General features: G+C 47.0%; 14 protein-coding genes and 1 tRNA gene. 14 read left to right on the top strand and 1 reads right to left on the bottom strand.

All coding sequences use genetic code 11. The features are described 5' to 3' along the window. Positions 1-40: 40 nt before the first annotated feature. Both frsA and crl read left to right on the top strand, forming a co-directional pair. Entirely contained in the window at positions 41-1285 is a 1245-nt protein-coding gene (gene frsA / locus OGV69_RS15685) for an esterase FrsA (RefSeq protein ID WP_069323870.1), read from the top strand. 57 nt (positions 1286-1342) lie between these two features. Beyond that, positions 1343-1744 carry a sigma factor-binding protein Crl gene (crl, locus tag OGV69_RS15680; RefSeq protein ID WP_061383058.1) on the top strand — a complete coding sequence of 134 codons (402 nt, stop codon included), beginning with the start codon at positions 1343-1345 and terminating at the stop codon, positions 1742-1744. Between the two features lie 56 nt (positions 1745-1800). Here the strand turns inward: crl and phoE are convergent, their stop codons facing one another. After that, positions 1801-2856, bottom strand: a complete 1056-nt coding sequence (gene phoE, locus OGV69_RS15675) for a phosphoporin PhoE (protein WP_042310379.1) — start codon at positions 2854-2856, stop codon at positions 1801-1803. A 289-nt stretch (positions 2857-3145) separates the two neighbouring features. Between phoE and proB the strand changes: the two genes are divergently transcribed. From proB to OGV69_RS15615, 12 genes are all read left to right on the top strand, one after another. Further along, positions 3146-4249, top strand: a complete 1104-nt coding sequence (gene proB, locus OGV69_RS15670; protein ID WP_003031373.1) for a glutamate 5-kinase — start codon at positions 3146-3148, stop codon at positions 4247-4249. Positions 4250-4260: 11 nt separating this feature from the next. Next, positions 4261-5511 (top strand): glutamate-5-semialdehyde dehydrogenase, encoded by a 1251-nt coding sequence (gene proA / locus OGV69_RS15665; RefSeq protein ID WP_069323871.1) that lies wholly within the window; start codon positions 4261-4263, stop codon positions 5509-5511. Positions 5512-5790: 279 nt separating this feature from the next. Next, complete coding sequence (locus OGV69_RS15660; RefSeq protein WP_069323872.1) at positions 5791-6510, top strand: Crp/Fnr family transcriptional regulator; 720 nt, start codon at positions 5791-5793, stop codon at positions 6508-6510. Between the two features lie 596 nt (positions 6511-7106). Then, positions 7107-7694, top strand: a complete 588-nt coding sequence (gene ecpA, locus OGV69_RS15655; RefSeq protein ID WP_069323873.1) for a common pilus major fimbrillin subunit EcpA — start codon at positions 7107-7109, stop codon at positions 7692-7694. Between the two features lie 53 nt (positions 7695-7747). After that, complete coding sequence (locus OGV69_RS15650) at positions 7748-8425, top strand: EcpB family pilus assembly chaperone (RefSeq protein ID WP_069323874.1); 678 nt, start codon at positions 7748-7750, stop codon at positions 8423-8425. Between the two features lie 57 nt (positions 8426-8482). Further along, positions 8483-10975, top strand: coding sequence for a CS1-pili formation C-terminal domain-containing protein (locus tag OGV69_RS15645; RefSeq protein ID WP_069324011.1), 2493 nt, complete (start codon positions 8483-8485; stop codon positions 10973-10975). Between the two features lie 4 nt (positions 10976-10979). Continuing rightward, positions 10980-12596: a fimbrial adhesin EcpD family protein gene (locus OGV69_RS15640; protein ID WP_069323875.1), complete on the top strand. Its 1617-nt coding sequence runs from the start codon at positions 10980-10982 to the stop codon at positions 12594-12596. Continuing rightward, on the top strand, positions 12593-13291 hold the full coding sequence (locus OGV69_RS15635; protein ID WP_069323876.1) for an EcpB family pilus assembly chaperone: 699 nt from the start codon (positions 12593-12595) through the stop codon (positions 13289-13291). The genes OGV69_RS15640 and OGV69_RS15635 overlap by 4 nt, the downstream gene beginning before the upstream one ends. A gap of 701 nt (positions 13292-13992) precedes the next feature. Further along, positions 13993-15441 (top strand): EAL domain-containing protein, encoded by a 1449-nt coding sequence (locus OGV69_RS15630; RefSeq protein ID WP_069324012.1) that lies wholly within the window; start codon positions 13993-13995, stop codon positions 15439-15441. A 114-nt stretch (positions 15442-15555) separates the two neighbouring features. Further along, a complete protein-coding gene (locus OGV69_RS15625; protein WP_069323877.1) occupies positions 15556-16020 on the top strand; it encodes a methyltransferase family protein in 465 nt (154 codons plus the stop codon). Between the two features lie 203 nt (positions 16021-16223). Beyond that, positions 16224-16299, top strand: a tRNA-Thr gene (locus tag OGV69_RS15620). A 162-nt stretch (positions 16300-16461) separates the two neighbouring features. After that, positions 16462-16707, top strand: a complete 246-nt coding sequence (locus OGV69_RS15615) for an ogr/Delta-like zinc finger family protein (RefSeq protein WP_069323878.1) — start codon at positions 16462-16464, stop codon at positions 16705-16707. Positions 16708-17068 lie beyond the last annotated feature (361 nt).

Here is a 17068-nt window from a genome sequence, read left to right as displayed (position 1 = left end):
TTACACTATGCCTTAATGAGTATTCATGGAGGCTGCAAGAATGTCACAAGCTAACCTCAGCGAAGTCCTGTTCAAACCCCGCTTCAAACACCCTGAAACGTCTACGCTGGTTCGTCGTTTTAATCACGGCGCGCAGCCGTCCGTACAATCTGCCCTGGATGGCAAAACAATCCCGCACTGGTATCGCATGGTGAATCGTCTGATGTGGATCTGGCGCGGCATCGATCCGCGTGAAATCCTCGAAGTACAGGCGCGTATCGTGATGAGCGAAGCCGAACGTACGGATAAAGAGCTCTACGATACGGTCATTGGCTATCGTGGCGGGAACTGGATCTATGAGTGGGCAAAGCAGGCGATGGAATGGCAACAGAAAGCGTCTATGGAGGAGGATCCGCAGTTGAGCGGTCGCCACTGGCTGCATGCCTCTACGCTGTACAACATTGCCGCTTATCCGCATCTGAAAGGCGATGAGCTGGCAGAGCAGGCGCAGGCTCTGGCCAATCGCGCCTATGAAGAAGCCGCTCAACGGCTGCCGGGCACGCTGCGTGAGATGGAATTTGCGGTCGCTGGCGGCGCGCCGGTAACCGGCTTCCTGCATATGCCAAAAGGCGATGGTCCGTTCCCGACGGTACTGATGTGCGGCGGTCTCGATTCCATGCAAACGGACTACTACACGCTGTATGAGCGCTACTTTGCTCCGCACGGTATTGCCATGTTGACGCTGGATATGCCGTCGGTCGGATTCTCATCAAAATGGAAACTGACTCAGGATTCCAGCCTGCTGCATCAGCATGTATTAAAGGCGCTGCCTAATGTCCCGTGGGTGGATCACACCCGCGTGGCGGCCTTCGGTTTCCGTTTTGGCGCTAACGTAGCGGTACGCCTGGCGTATCTGGAGTCGTCACGGCTGAAGGCGGTGGCCTGCCTGGGACCGGTTGTGCATGCGCTGCTGAGTGACCCGCAGCGTCAGGCAAGCGTCCCGGAAATGTATCTTGACGTTCTGGCCAGCCGCCTGGGGATGCACGACGCTTCCGATGAAGCGCTGCGCGTAGAGCTTAATCGCTATTCATTAAAAGTGCAGGGACTGCTCGGTCGACGCTGCCCGACGCCAATGCTGTCGGGCTTCTGGAAAAACGACCCATTTAGCCCCGAAGAGGAGTCGCGTTTAATCACCTCGTCATCTTCTGACGGTAAGCTGCTGGAGATTCCATTCAACCCGGTGTATCGCAATTTTGACAAAGGACTGCAAGAAATAACCAAGTGGATCAATCAGAGATTGTGTTAAAAGTTTGCTAAATTTTATCGATTTGGTAAAACAGGGGCTTCACCTAAGGAGATCGTAATGACGTTACCGAGTGGGCATCCGAAAAGTAGATTGATCAAGAAATTCACCGCGCTTGGCCCGTACATCCGGGAAGGACAGTGCGAAGATAATCGCTTTTTTTTCGATTGTTTGGCTGTTTGCGTCAACGTGAAACCCGCCCCTGAGAAACGCGAGTTCTGGGGCTGGTGGATGGAGCTTGAGGCGCAGGAAAAACGCTTTACCTACAGCTATCAGTTTGGTTTGTTTGATAAAGATGGCAACTGGACGGCGGTGCCGGTGAAAGAGACTGAAGTGGTAGAGCGACTGGAATACACCTTACGTGAGTTTCATGAAAAATTACGTGGGTTGTTAACGTCGCTGGATTTGGCGCTGGAGCCTGCTGACGATTTTAAAGATGAGCCGGTTAAATTAACCGCATAATGAACAGTAAAATGCCGGATGGCGGCGCAACCCCATCCGGCATTTTTTATCCTAAATCAGAACTGATAAACCATACCGACAGCAACGATATCATCGTCGTTGATGCCCAGTTTATTGTCGCTATCCAGCTGGTTGATTTTATAATCGACAAACGCGGACATATTTTTGTTGAAATAATACGTGGCGCCAACGTCGATATAATTCACCAGATCCTCATTGCCGACGCCTTCAATATCTTTACCTTTTGACAGCACATAACCCAGTGACGGACGCAGACCAAAGTCAAATTGGTATTGAACAACCGCTTCGAAGTTCTGCGTTTTATTGGCGAAGCCGCCGGAAATCGGCGTCATATTGCGCGTTTCAGAATAGAACGTCGCAATATAGATATCGTTAGCATCATATTTTAAACCCGTTGCCCAGGCTTCTGCTTTATCGCCTGTACCGCGAGTTTGCAGATTCTGCTGATTGGTACGATCGGAGTTGGTATAAGCGCCGCTTACGGCGAAATCGCTACCGCCAAAGTCATAGGTAACGGATGTACCAAAACCATCGCCGTTCTGTTTTTTCACATCACGGTCCTGGTTTTTACCCTGATATTGCAGGGTGAGATCCAGGCCATCCACGACGCCGAAGAAATCGGTGTTACGGTAAGTTGCCAGGCCGCTGGCGCGTTTGGTCATAAAGTTATCGGTCTGTGCAGAAGAATCGCCGCCAAACTCCGGGAACATATCAGTCCACGCTTCTACATCGTACAGCGCGCCCAGGTTACGACCATAATCAAACGAGCCAAGATTTTTTAATTTCAGACCGGCAAAGGCCAGACGTGTTTTTTGCTGGTTGGAATCACTTTCAGCTTTATTGCCTGCGAACTCTGCTTCCCAGCGACCATAACCCGTCAGTTCATCATTAATTTGCGTTTCGCCCTTAAAGCCTAAACGGATATAGCTTTGGTCGCCGTCCTTGCTGTCATAATCCGTCATGTAATGCATGGCTTTAACTTTGCCATACAGATCCAGTTTATTACCGTTCTTGTTATACACTTCAGCTGCCTGTACGGATGCCGACGCCACAATCCCCATCACCACTAATGCCAGAGTGCTCTTTTTCATTTTCATTCCTGATTAAAAGTACGCGCTAATATTCACTGGGTGTGATCCCCGTTAAAAGACAGGAAGGTTTTTAACGTCTGGCAATGAACGTTTTATGACAAAGTAAGAATATTTTTAAAAAAGCGTGTTTTTATGTTTCTGTAATAAATGCGTCAAAATCTGCCGCTACGCTTGCTGATCCTGCGCAATAAAATTTCATGCTTTGTGCGCTGGCTGTTGGCAACCGGGGCCAGTCCTGCTAAAACGTTCGTTTGATATCATTTTCCCCAATTTTGAATGGCAGAGAATCATGAGTGACAGCCAGACGCTGGTGGTAAAACTTGGCACCAGTGTGTTAACGGGCGGATCGCGCCGCCTGAACCGCGCCCATATCGTAGAACTGGTTCGCCAGTGCGCGCAGCTCCATGCCGCAGGGCATCGTATTGTTATCGTTACCTCAGGCGCGATCGCCGCCGGGCGTGAGCATCTTGGTTACCCTGAGCTTCCGGCGACGATAGCCTCGAAACAGCTGTTGGCGGCGGTAGGGCAGAGCCGATTGATTCAACTGTGGGAACAGCTGTTCTCTATTTACGGTATCCATATCGGGCAGATGCTGCTGACGCGTGCGGATATGGAAGACCGTGAGCGCTTCCTTAATGCCCGCGATACGTTACGCGCGCTGCTGGACAACAACATCGTTCCTGTCATCAATGAGAATGACGCGGTGGCGACCGCCGAAATTAAAGTCGGCGATAATGACAATCTCTCGGCGCTGGCGGCAATTCTGGCCGGAGCCGATAAGCTACTGTTGCTGACCGATCAGCAGGGACTTTTCACCGCCGATCCGCGCACCAATCCGCAGGCGGAGCTGATCAAAGACGTTCACGGTATTGACGATGCGTTGCGCGCCATTGCCGGCGACAGCGTTTCTGGCCTGGGAACGGGAGGTATGGGCACGAAATTGCAGGCCGCTGATGTCGCGTGCCGCGCTGGGATTGACACCATCATTGCCGCAGGCAGCAAACCGGGCGTGATTGGCGATGTGATGGAAGGCGTTTCCGTTGGAACGCGTTTTCATGCTCAGGCCTCTCCACTGGAAAACCGTAAACGCTGGATTTTCGGCGCGCCGCCTGCCGGGGAAATTACCGTCGATGAGGGCGCGACCGCAGCGATTCTGGAACGTGGCAGTTCATTACTGCCAAAAGGCATTAAAAGCGTGACAGGCAACTTTTCTCGTGGTGAAGTGATTCGTATCTGCAATCTCGAAGGGCGCGATATCGCCCACGGCGTGACCCGCTATAACAGCGACGCGCTCCGCCGTATTGCCGGACACCACTCACAGCAGATTGACACCATCCTCGGCTATGAATACGGCCCGGTTGCTGTCCATCGCGACGACATGATTACCCGTTAAGGAACAGGCATATGCTGGAACAAATGGGCATTGCTGCCAAAGCTGCGTCATACAAGCTGGCGCTGCTCTCCAGCCGTGAAAAAAATCGCGTGCTGGAAAAAATAGCCGATGAGCTGGAAGCGCAAATGGAAAGTATCCTTAGCGCTAACAAGCAGGATGTAGAACAGGCGCGTGAAAATGGTCTGAGCGAAGCAATGCTCGACCGCCTGGCATTGACCCCTGCGCGCCTGAAAGCGATTGCTGACGACGTGCGTCAGGTGTGTAATCTTGCTGACCCTGTCGGGCAGGTGATTGACGGGGGCCTGCTGGATAGCGGACTGCGTCTTGAGCGTCGTCGCGTCCCGTTGGGCGTGATTGGCGTGATTTATGAAGCGCGTCCTAACGTTACCGTTGATGTTGCCTCCCTGTGCCTGAAAACCGGTAATGCGGCGATCCTGCGCGGCGGGAAAGAGACTTACCGGACTAACGCTGCGACCGTGGCGGTGATCCAAAAGGCGCTGGAAGCCTGCGGTTTACCCGCAGCAGCGGTGCAGTCAATCGACAATCCGGATCGCGCGCTGGTCGCTGAAATGCTGCGTATGGATAAGTACATCGATATGCTGATCCCGCGCGGTGGCGCGGGCCTGCACAAGCTGTGTCGTGAGCAGTCGACTATCCCGGTCATCACCGGCGGCATTGGCGTGTGTCATATTTATGTGGATGATTCTGCTGAAATCGCTCCAGCGCTGAAGATTATCGTCAATGCCAAAACCCAGCGTCCGAGCACCTGCAATACCGTGGAGACCTTGCTGGTGCATCAGGATATCGCTGAGCGTTTCCTGCCTGCGTTAAGCGACAAGATGGCGGAAAGCGGTGTTACGCTGCACGGCGACGAAATCGTGATGCAGGTACTGCATGGCCCGGCCAAACTGGTGCCGCTGAAACCGGAAGAGCTCGATAACGAGTTTCTGTCTTTGGATCTGAATGTTGTGGTGGTCGAAAATATGGATGGCGCTATCGCGCACATTCGCGAACATGGCACCCAGCACTCCGACGCTATCCTGACGCGCACGCTCAGCAACGCCAACCGTTTCGTGAATGAAGTTGATTCTTCTGCCGTATACGTGAATGCTTCCACCCGTTTTACCGATGGCGCCCAGTTTGGACTGGGGGCTGAAGTGGCGGTGAGTACGCAAAAACTGCACGCGCGTGGCCCAATGGGACTGGAAGCACTGACCACATACAAGTGGATTGGCTTCGGAGATGATACCATTCGCGCGTAATTGAAACCGGGTGATGCAAAACAGGCGTTTGATTCGCAAGGCCAGTAATGCATCGCCCGGTTTGTTTTAACCTTCTTCGCCATACCCGCGTTCGTTTGAGCTCTGCGTTTTTAATCATCCGCAGCAGACTATATTTATTCATATTCTCGTTTGTGCCAGAAAAGTAAGCCAGCACAGAATTTTCCCTGTCTGGAATGAATTTTCCTGGTCTGCGGTTCACGTATTGTTCCCAACGCTTGTTCTATTAGAATCAGTCTCATTTTTATGAGGAGTTGTTGCGTGAAATCGGATATTCACAAACTTAGTATTCCTGTTGTGCCGCTCGGCAATCCGTTCCCACCCCGCCATTGTTCGCTGTGTCCAAAGGGAACGGCTATTGATCGTGATAATGAGTACAAGTTAATAGACAAAAGAAGGAAGTTTAAAGCAGGTGAGATTCTCGCTCGGCAGGATGAAGCCGCAGAGATGCTTTTTGTGATTCATGAGGGGTATTGCAAGTCCAGCGTGGAATGTGGCGATAACGTTTTTATCAGCCGCTTTTATGTTCCAGGGGATATCATGGCGCTGGATGCTGTCGAAGGGAGAACGTATCTGACCACCATCAGGGCTGCAACGACTGCGGAAGTTTGCCATATCGACATCGCGCGGTTGTTCAAGGTCGCAGAGAAGGATCCTTCAGTTGCCGCAGCAGTCATCAAGTTTCTGTGCAGAGATAATGGGTTCATTGTTGAGAAATTGCGGCGTTATGCGAATAAACACGCGGAGGCCAGAATCGCCGCTTTCCTGGTGGAGTTTTACGAGATGCATTTGCGTATTGGCAGACCGGAAACGACGCTTCGATTGCCTTTTTCCCGGGAAGAAATTGCCAGTTATCTCGATCTTAAAATTGAAACCGTCAGCCGTTCATTAAAATCACTCGAACAACAAGATTTGATTACCTTACATCGTGTACGTACGGTAACACTTAATAGTTATCTCGGTTTGAAAAGCTTCATCTAATTCTCGCTTTTATTAATATGATTTTTTTCTTGCAATACCAGGAATATTCTTTTTATATGGAAAATTCCTGGTTTTATTTGTGTGAAATAATTATCAATTCGAGTATTAATCCTCCAGATTTTTGCTTTGTTTATAAGAATATTCCCCTTCAAACGAAAGTTTCATGAGAATTTTCTTGTGAAGATGAAAATTTATCAAAGTTGTAACAAATAGTCAGCATTTTAGAAAAGATATAAATATTTTAATTATCTTTATGTTTTGTAAGGATTTTATTAGGGTTTTATTTGTATGATCTTTTTGATATTTATCAAAAACATAAAAAAGATGAATTGTTTGGTTCGACTTATTTGTGTGGTTAATAATTCTGAAATGCGGCTTATTTTGAGTAAATATATCTTGGGAAAGTTCCTGGAAGACTATTTGTGTAAGAAAATTCTTAGTCTTTTGTAATTTCTGCGTTTCAGGGTTTGTTGAGAAGTTACTTAATTCAAATGATAATTTTTTTGCGCGGCAATTCTGGCTCGCAATTAATGGAACCGCTGGAGTGACTTAATAATAAGACTCGGTGGTGAGTTTGTTCTTAGGAGAAGATAAAAATGAAAAAACTATTATTAGTAACCTCTCTGGCTTCTGTATTTGTTGCGGCAAATGCAATGGCAGATGTTACTGCTTCTGCAACTGCCTCGTGGGATGCGACGGCAACAAAAGATACCACCAGCATGTTGGTTGTCACCCCGCTAAACTCTTTGACTTTCCAGTATGCTGAAGGACTGAATGCCTTCAACTCTCAGGACGGTGCTTTTGATGTGACTATTCAGGGCCAGGAGACGGCAACTGATTTTGAGCTGACTGCGCAGATCATTAGCAACACTCTGACCAACGCCAGTGGTGATGCATCTACCCTGAACGTAGGAGTGGCATGGAATGGCACCGCGCTGACTAATTCTTCAGATACTGTCCTGGTCAACTCCAGCTCAACTTCTGGTCTTGAAAGCCTGATGGCTGATGGCGCTTATAACGGTGCTGCTCGTGTCAGCGATCAATCCAACTTCAAATTCACCATCGCGTCAGCGACTTCTGATGGTACCCAGGCAGTAACGGATTACTCTGCCCTGCCAGACGGCTATTGGACTGGTGATGTAAAAGTACAGTTCAATGCAACCTGGACGACTCCGTCTACCTAAGTAATAAAAAATTCGGGAGAATTTTATCTCCCGAATTTATCAGGAATGGTGTCATGAAAAAATATTTACCGACAGCGATGTTGGTAGGGTTAGTAGTATCTTTTCCCGGATGGGCAATTAATGTTGGTGAAATTACATCGATAATGACTTCTGCTGAGAGTTCATTATCGAAAGAAATTACCAATACGACTGATGCGGCGCGTTATGTCAGTGTTTCGGTAAAACAATTGTCATCACCTTTAGCTGGCGGAGTCGAAATAAAGCCTGTTAATTCCGGAGAGTTACTTTCTACACCTGCCAACCTTATTCTTCCTGGTCAGGCGAAGGATGTATTTCGCTTTTTCTATAAAGGACCAGCAGATGATGTTGAGCGTTATTATCGTCTGCAATGGATTGATGAACCGGTTACCGAGAGCGCGGAAACCCGGGCCAATAAAATGGCGGTTGCAACAGCGTCGGCTGAAATTGGAACTATTTTGGTGGTTGCGCCGCGAAAGGAGCGTTTTGAATATAGCCGGAATGGCGATGTTATTACCAATACTGGCAATGTTTCGTTTCGAGTGATCGCCTATGGCACGTGTAAAGAGAAGGCCCGCGATCGAGGACGAGGCTGTCGCGAACGTTATTACATTATGCCAGGTACGAAAATAAAATTACAGTTTACCGATATTAATAATAGCCGTTCACGGATCGGTATCTGGCACGGTAAGCAGTTTATTACAGTGAAGTGATGGTCGATTGCAGCCATCTGTACGGGATAAATAAAATACCGGAATGTAAGGATGCATATGACAACAAAAAACATTGTCGGCGGTAGCTTTTGCCTTTTTCTTGCGCTGACACCAGGATTTTCACATGCAGCCCCAGTAAAAGTGGGTAATTACGTTATTCCCAGCGCTTTCGCCCGTTCACTGGAGCAGGGAATGACGGTACCGGTATATATTCGCTACAACGAGACTGACGAGAAAAGTCAGCAAAAAATTGCCGATGCGGTAATTTCGCTTGTTGATGGCAATATTACCGTTAAATCCCTGACGCTTACTGAATTGCCTAATAATGCCGTGTTATCTGGAAAAACCCGCGCATTGGTGGAAAAAATTCGTGATGTGAAGTTTCACGATAATACCAATATCGAGCTATCGGCTAATGCACGCCTGCAGCTTAACGTCTCTTCATTTCATCTGGAGATGATTGTTAGTAAAGATGCGCTAACTGAAGCGATTGTCGCACGCAGCAGTCTGCTTGGGCCTTCCAGTGTGGAGACGCTCTCCAATGTCCTGAATTATAACTTTGGTACCTACTACAACGATTATCACAACGGCAGCAGTACTCGCAGCTATCTGACGGTAGACAATACAACATCGCTGCGTGAGCACCATATCAACATTAACGGTTCGTTTTACGGTATAGGCGACAGCAATGGCACCAGCAAACTCTATCGGGCGATGTATGAGCGCGATTATAACGGGTATCGACTGGCGCTCGGGATGCTTGACACCTGGAATGTCCAGTCTATTGCCAGCCTGAATGCGCTGAACGGCGGTAAAATTTACGGTGTGAGCTATGGAAATAAAGGAAGTACGGTTGTTGAAAACACCGCGCTTTCGCTCACGCCGATTACCGTATTTTTGCCAGCCGCTGGCGAGGTTCATGTCTTTCGTGACGGGCGATTGCTCAGCGTACAGAACTTTAATATGGGCAGCTATGAAATTGATACCAGTCGTTTCCCATATGGAGTTTATGACGTCACGGTAGATATCGTGGTCAATGGCCGGACAATTAATAGTCGTATCAGCAGGGTAAATAAAATCTTTGCCCGCCAACAAGCAGCCGGAATTGATCAGCTCTCGTGGCAATTTTTTGGCGGCTCACTGGATTATGATCGTGTGAGCTATAAGCGAAATCATTATCAGGATTTGGGCAGCGAGCAGACATGGATTGCTGGCGGGGCCGCATCGGTAACGCTGGCGGTATTGTCGGGACTGGGCCTGAAATCCACGCTCTACGGTTTTGACAACAATGCGGTTAATGAAACGGATGTCACACTCAATGTGAATGAATACGTAAGCATTGGCACTCAGACGCTGGTGGCGAACGATTCGTCATGGCGAAACATCAGTAACATTAATCTCAATATGCCTGAGGGGTATGGCTCTCTCTGGGCATCTCGTGAAGACAGTAAAATTGGCGATCGTTTGCCCGTGCAGGAACGTGACAATTATTCCATTGGCGGCACGCTGAATATCGGAAAGTTTATTCCTCATGGCGGTTCGCTCACCGTTAGCCAGACGGAGAATCGCTATTCAGGCAATAAATACCGTAACCTGGACTACAGCACGACCCTTTATTCAGGCAGATATGCCTCGGTTGGACTGCGTGCCGGGATCCAGCGTTATTACTACAACAACCGAAATGACGATGGGCGACAGGAACGTTATATCAGCCTGGATTTATCGTTGCCGTTGGCTTCCTGGTTGAGCATGGGGGTCTCCCGGGATCGCTATGGCAGCACCCAGGGGAATCTCAGCGCGCGTAAGCAGTATACTGAAGGCCCCATTAAATCAGTCGGCCTGGCGGCGTCAACCCGTCTGAGTGGTGAACAATATTACGACAACAACTATTCGATAAACGGCAATTTGAGTTATGACACGAAATATAACGCCGGTACCGTATCGGTAACGCGTTCCGCGGATAACTCCACCAATATGAACTTCTCTTCTCAAGGCTCTCTGGCGTGGGCTGGCAAAGACTTCGGTCTGAGTAAAGAGAGGCAACGGTCAGGTGTCATCGTGAAAACAGATTTGACCGGTGAGGGGAAACTGGCGGCGAAGATTAACAATCGTAATTATCTTCTCAGCGGTAAATCAAATTTCATTGCACTGCCGCCCTATGCCCAGTACAAGCTGGAAATCCTCAATGATAAAAACTCTGAGGACAGCTTCGATATTGTTTCAGGACGCAAGCAGGAACTGACGCTATATCCGGGTAACGTTGGTGTTATTAACCCTGAAGTGAAAAGCATGGTCACCGTGTTTGGGCGTATTCGTTACCCTGATGGGCAGTTAGCTGCAAATACCGATATTCATAACCACATCGGGAAAACACGTACCGATGAAAAGGGTGAGTTTGCTATCGATATTGATAAAAAATATCCGGTCATCACGCTAATTTCAGCCAATGGCAGCGTTTGTGAAGCCGATCTCGATCTGGAAAAAGCACGCGGCGCAGCGTGGGTGGGTGAGGTGAAATGCGCAACGCAAACCACTATGGCACAGAGGTAATAAAATGAAAGTATTAAATAAGTTGGCTATTTTAATCTGTGCTGTCGGAAGCTTTACGCCTTTGCCTGTTTTAGCTTTGAAGGCCTCCTCGTCCGGCTCAGTCAGCAATAATTATTTGTTTATTGAAAATGCTATAGATGGTGAATATTTTATTACCCCATCGGCACTTGATCCGCGCTTCAGCGGGTCAAATACGTGGATAAAATACGGCACCTCGCAGGTCAGTCTCGGATATTTAGGTTTTGTGGGCTGGACTGCACCCGGAAATTATTATCAGGATATGTGGATTGATAATTCCCCGATTAATGGGCCTTTCCGGGGAATACGTTGTTATAGTGGAACCCAGTGTCCATCGACCGGGTTTATTGCCGGGCAAGGAACTGACAATAACGGGTTTTATCATGCACAGGTGGGATCTGTCGCAGGCGTTGTTGGCGGAGCCTACGGATTCGCCTCTCTGACGGATACTGCCTATGAGTATTTTCGCAATGTGTCTACCGGTAGCAGCGAAACCTACGTATTCAACCGCTGTTATACGTCTGTAAATTATGATTATTCTTCCGGACAGCGTTGCAAAGACCAGTCGACCGGATCATGGAATTACGTTAATTATACGTTGACCAAACGCGGGCATCTGTCGCTTGAATCGACTAATGCGTTTCAGGAACTTTGGGTTGCCAGCGACGGAACGCCGAGCATCACCAAAGACTCTGGTTATTGTGAGCTTGGCGTGGTGGGCGGCACAGACGGTGTGATTTGCAAGATGGTGAGTTATAACCTGCAACAAACGGCTAATCTGACCGCCTCTCTGACGTTTCGCGCTTATGTTGACACAGCGATGCTTGGTTTTACGCCCGGAGCGGCCACCGTGAGATACTCCGGAAATGGCTCAAACTGGTATAACTATGGTTCTTCAACAGCGTATTACAACGTTTTCACCACGTCCGGGGAGTATATTTATATTTTTCTGTCGAAAGTATTTCTGAAAAATCTCGTCGATTCAGGGATCAGTATTACTAACAGTCAGCCGTTTACTTTCGGTTTTTATAATGGCTTAACACCAGAGTCAGGGCACTACCAGTTTACCCCTTCGTTACAGCTCAATATTGTGCCGAAGGAGTATGGAATCAGTATTGTCTCTTCGGACAACACAGCTTCTGCGAGCGGCAGTGGTACGATTGGCGATGCCGCTCCTATAGAAATGGATTACACCGTAACCGTCTCAGGCCCTCGTCAGGCCGATAGCATTACCGCCCAGGTTATCGGGGATAGTACAACGATCAATAGTGTGCCTTATTGCCTGTTTACCTCTACGCAAGGCGGGCTATCCGTCCCAATCCCCGCCTTTCTGCAGTACAACAGCCAGTCGGGGGGCGTAATGCAGAAACGAAATAGCTGCAGTGAAGCACCAATCAGCATGAGCGATGCGCAGTGGCAACAGACGCCCTGGGATGCAAATAACAATGACGATGGAAGCTATTATACGACTGATTTGAAGTTGCTTTTCCCCATGAATGATTCACGTTCGCTGTTAACCGTTTCCGGAGCAGACTGGGAAGGTGTCGTCAGCGCCAGCGGAGAGATAAAAGTGACGGCGAATTGGGTGGGCGTCACGCCATGAATCGCTACCATTTCGCACTTAGATGGGCATTTGTCATTTTTTGTGGGCTGACTGCATGCTCTGCACAGGCTGTCTACCTGGAGTCGACCATCTATGAGATGCCATCGGATAAATCATTTATCAGTAAGCGAATCTATAACGATAGCCACAAACAGAATTTGTACAGTATTAGCGCCGTAAAAATTGATAAGCCGGGGCCGGGAGGTGAAAACAGAAGCGCCATTGCTGAAGGCGAACTTCTGTTTACACCGCTGAATTTCTCACTGTCACCGCAGGCGAGTGAGTTTTTTAAGATTTTCTACCGTGGACCGCAGGATGATAAGGAGCGTTATTATAGAATTCTGTTTCGCGAAATGCCGATCACGCTGTTTACCGAGCGTAATCAAGGAAAAGGCGGACTGGCTCTCCCGGTGATCGCTATGGACACTATACTGGTTGTTCGCCCGAGAAAAATAAATCTGACCTACACCATTGATGAGGCTAACGGAACGCTGAAAAACACCGGGAATACTTTTTTTAAAATCATCGTACACCAGGGGTGCAACTCAACCGATGATGAAGCCACCATGCGTTATGTGTTGCCGGGGGAAACCTGGCGTAGTAGCCAACTAAAAACACAAAACAGAAAATTTATAGTTGCCTTGCAGAAATACCTACCCGTGGGGCAGGGGTGCTTCAAACTCAATCGTGAGTAAGTATTGAATCTGATCGGATATGTCATGATGAGATATTGAATCTATACTGTATGTATCTTTATAAAATACAGTCATAAGCTCAGAGTAGATGAAATTTTGGCCATCCGAACTCAATATTACGGTATTTAAGAGTCAGGTTGTATGAAAAGTATAATTAATGATCAGGTTGAGTACGATTCCACCAGGAAAAGCCTGAAACAGCGTGATATCAAAGATTCGTCGTGCGGCTATCGTCAAAAAAAGAAATGATAATGTTCCTGATGATATTACTGAGTAGCTCATGTTAGGCCAGTTTTTTTTCTAATGAAATGTGATCCATATCGCTGGAAATGGTTATGGGATAAGAAAATTATAACATGTGCTCATGGTTTTTCTGGCAGAATGTTTTTTTTAGTTACATATGTTGTCGTTTTTAGATTTTATGCTTTTATATTTTAACTCGCTGCGACGGTGAGTGGGTTTGTTTGTACTGCTTAGGAATTTGGAATATTCCTTTTTTAATATTTAAAATGACCTTGCTATTTGACGGGGATACTCATATGGACAGTTATGATTATAAATTCCTAACCTGCATGAGATGACTTATGGAAAAAGTTAACTCACGCACCGCCTTATAATTATTGGAGGTCGAAGGTGTTGTATATGCTCTCGTGCATAAAACGAGGGACCTGCTATGCCATAAATTAAAGTTGGTGATAACTATGAATGTGAAAAAGGCTTTTCTTCTCAGTTATGATATTTTCCTTTTCTCAGGGTTAAAAGCGTCTTTGCCAAATTTAGTACTGGTTGATGCGCGCACATATATTTCTGGAGCGCAACCCGTCATACCACAATATCCATCCTGTGTGTTGGTTATTGATAATCGACTGCCATTATTCCTGGTCAGAAAGTGGCTCCAGAGAAATAGTGCACAGTTCATCAATATGAGCTGTATTGTTCTTCGGATGAGTGAAAACCAGTCGGTTAATCGGGGGTATGAAGAGTTTGTTTTTATTAATGGATGGGAATTATCAGAGAAGGTGATCTCTCAGTTAAAAGATTATTTATTGGCACCTGGTGAGATAGCCGAAATTAACAGAGGTTCACCACTATTTACTTTTTATTTAACCGAGTTTGAGGAAGAAATGTTGTATGCTTCTTTCACTAAAGAAAGATTGCGCGATTTTTGTATTGCTAACTCGCTGACAATTAAGTCAGTATATCGATATCGGGAAAAAATTACCACTCGGCTCGGATTTTCTCATTTCAATGAAACAATCATTTTTTTAACCAGGAATAATTTCTTGCGTGAAGACAGTTCACCGCTAAGAAATACAGCGGAGAATATGATTTACGATGAGGTGTATGATGTTTCAGATACTAGCCGACTGAGCATGGCAATAAGGAATGAAGAAATCATTCCTTATTTTCAACCCATAGTAAATACCAGTGGTGATGTTTGCGGCGTTGAGGTTTTGGCTCGTTGGCCACAGGGGCATAACTACGCTATTTCTCAGCGTGAGTTTATTCCATTGGCAGAAAAAAGTGGGTTGATTAATGAGTTGACCAGCTATTTAATGACCATCGTTGCGCGTGATTTCGTCGGCGGAGGTTTAGGGATCAACAACACTTTATTTGTCTCATTTAATGTCAGCCCATCAGGTTTAAGTAACCCTGTCTTTTATTGGGAATGCCTTAACTTTATGGAAATGACGCAAAAATTACCCATAAAACTGATGATAGAAATAACTGAAAATCAGACGCTTACAATCACTCCAGCAATCAAAGAGCTTATTCGTTCATTACGAAACAGAGGCGTTCTGTTTGCTTTAGATGATTTTGGGACCGGTTACGCTAACCTCTGTTATCTCAATGAGTTAGACCTGGATGTAATCAAGATTGATAAAACATTCATTAAGGCTATTAAAGAGGTTGAGCAACATATTCCTATGCTTGAGTCAATTATTCATCTTTCCGGGCTTTTAGGGCTACGCGTAGTGGCGGAGGGCGTTGAACATGACTTTCAACAGCAATGGCTGGAAAAACAGAGAGTTGATTACCTGCAAGGCTATCAATTTCTACCGCCAGTGACATTTAGTGATTTTATCCGGTATTACGAGCACTCTGTTAGTTTGTATGAACCTGTATCTGGTTCAACTTTCTCAACCTAGATCTCAAGACGGTTTGCTGTTCTGAGCGATGCATCGTTTGTTTGTTTATCCTAAAAGGGTTATTCATAACTGTATTAATGTTCAATACAAAAGTTTTGAGGTTAGCCCTTCGCCATGCGTACATTTCTGACAAAAGTAAGAGTATGGTTTCCGCCACCGCTCATCTTAGTATTATTTCTTGTCATGGATGCGTTGACGGCGACCCCGCGTTTTACGTTCGGCGCTGTGAATATCGTCGTAAGCCTATTGCTGGCCTGTGTTAGTCTGGCGGTAGCACTGCATACTGTGTGGCAGATGAGGATGAAACGCACGACGCTGAACCCGCTTCATACGGAAAGAACGACCACGCTTGTTACCGAAGGTTGTTACGCCTGGAGCCGCAACCCTATTTACCTTGGAATGAGCGGAATCCAGTTGGCCTTCGCTTTCTACGTCGGCAGCCTCGCCGGGATACTGGCTGTACCATTATTTATGCTGGTGATAGCCAGATTGCATATCGATTTTGAAGAAGAACAGCTGCGAAAACATTTTGGGCAGGAATGGGAACGCTATGAGCAACGGGTTCGTCGTTGGTTATAGAAATGTCTGATGCAATAACGCGCTATCGCGAACACGGAAAGCGCTGAGCGCGTTCCGCCGTAGCTGGTGATGACACGATTCGTGCGTAATTGAATCTTGGTGATGCAAAAATAGGCGTTTGATTCACAAGGCCATTGACGCATCGCCCGGTTAGTTTTAACCTTCTACCCCGTGTTCACATTCGTGGGCATGTCCTTTTCAGGGCCGATATAGCTCAGTTGGTAGAGCAGCGCATTCGTAATGCGAAGGTCGGAGGTTCGACTCCTCTTATCGGCACCATCCCTTAGTATTTTCAAGTCATCTCAAATCAACAAAACCCTTTAAAAACATAGATATTACGCGATTCTTCGTCATTTGACGTCAACCCCTATCTCTTGAAATCAACATACAATTGGGGGCATGTTCTGTTCGGTCTAGGAAATGTGCCCCCAATGATGCTGAATGCCCGCAAGGTTGAAGCCGCTAGGTAAAACAAACAGGAAACACCCACAGCTGTACGATGTGTATTGCTATTGCTCTAATGTGGAGTGCGGTCACTCGTTTGTGATGAATGTTGCTTTCTCCCATTCCGTTAGTCCAAGCGCGCTGAATGGGCAGGGGAGGGTTAAAGAGCTAATTGATGCCATTCCACCCGAGGAGCGGGAAAAGGCTTTAAAGTTGCTGCTGGCTGCGCAAAAGAATGGGTAAAGTATGCGTCGGGAATGGCCGATCCGTTCCCGGAACCTGAACACAGGATTTCAGTTTATGCGGACATAAAATTATTATTTTTCATATTGTTATATTTTTCGTGTTTCACGAACCTCCATAAAATTACACACCTAAAATAAATTATCCATTTAATATCATAGTGTTATGTATTCAGGCCACAAATGCGACGGACAGTAAAACTGAAAAAAGCTGAATTTCTTTTCATTCTTTTCAGTTCCTGTCTCGCAGAGCATCCCCAGAACGGGCGCGGGCTGGTGGTATCGTTTGTAAAAAATCACAACTGAAAAATTTTAGTGATATGAAAACCGCAGGCGGGTGCGGTGTAGTGCGATTTTGGTCA

Source organism: Citrobacter sp. Cc139, assembly GCF_030334645.1.
Lineage (GTDB): Bacteria > Pseudomonadota > Gammaproteobacteria > Enterobacterales > Enterobacteriaceae > Citrobacter > Citrobacter werkmanii.
Note: the sequence above shows the minus strand (reverse complement) of the source record. Positions and strands in the feature narration are given on the sequence as shown.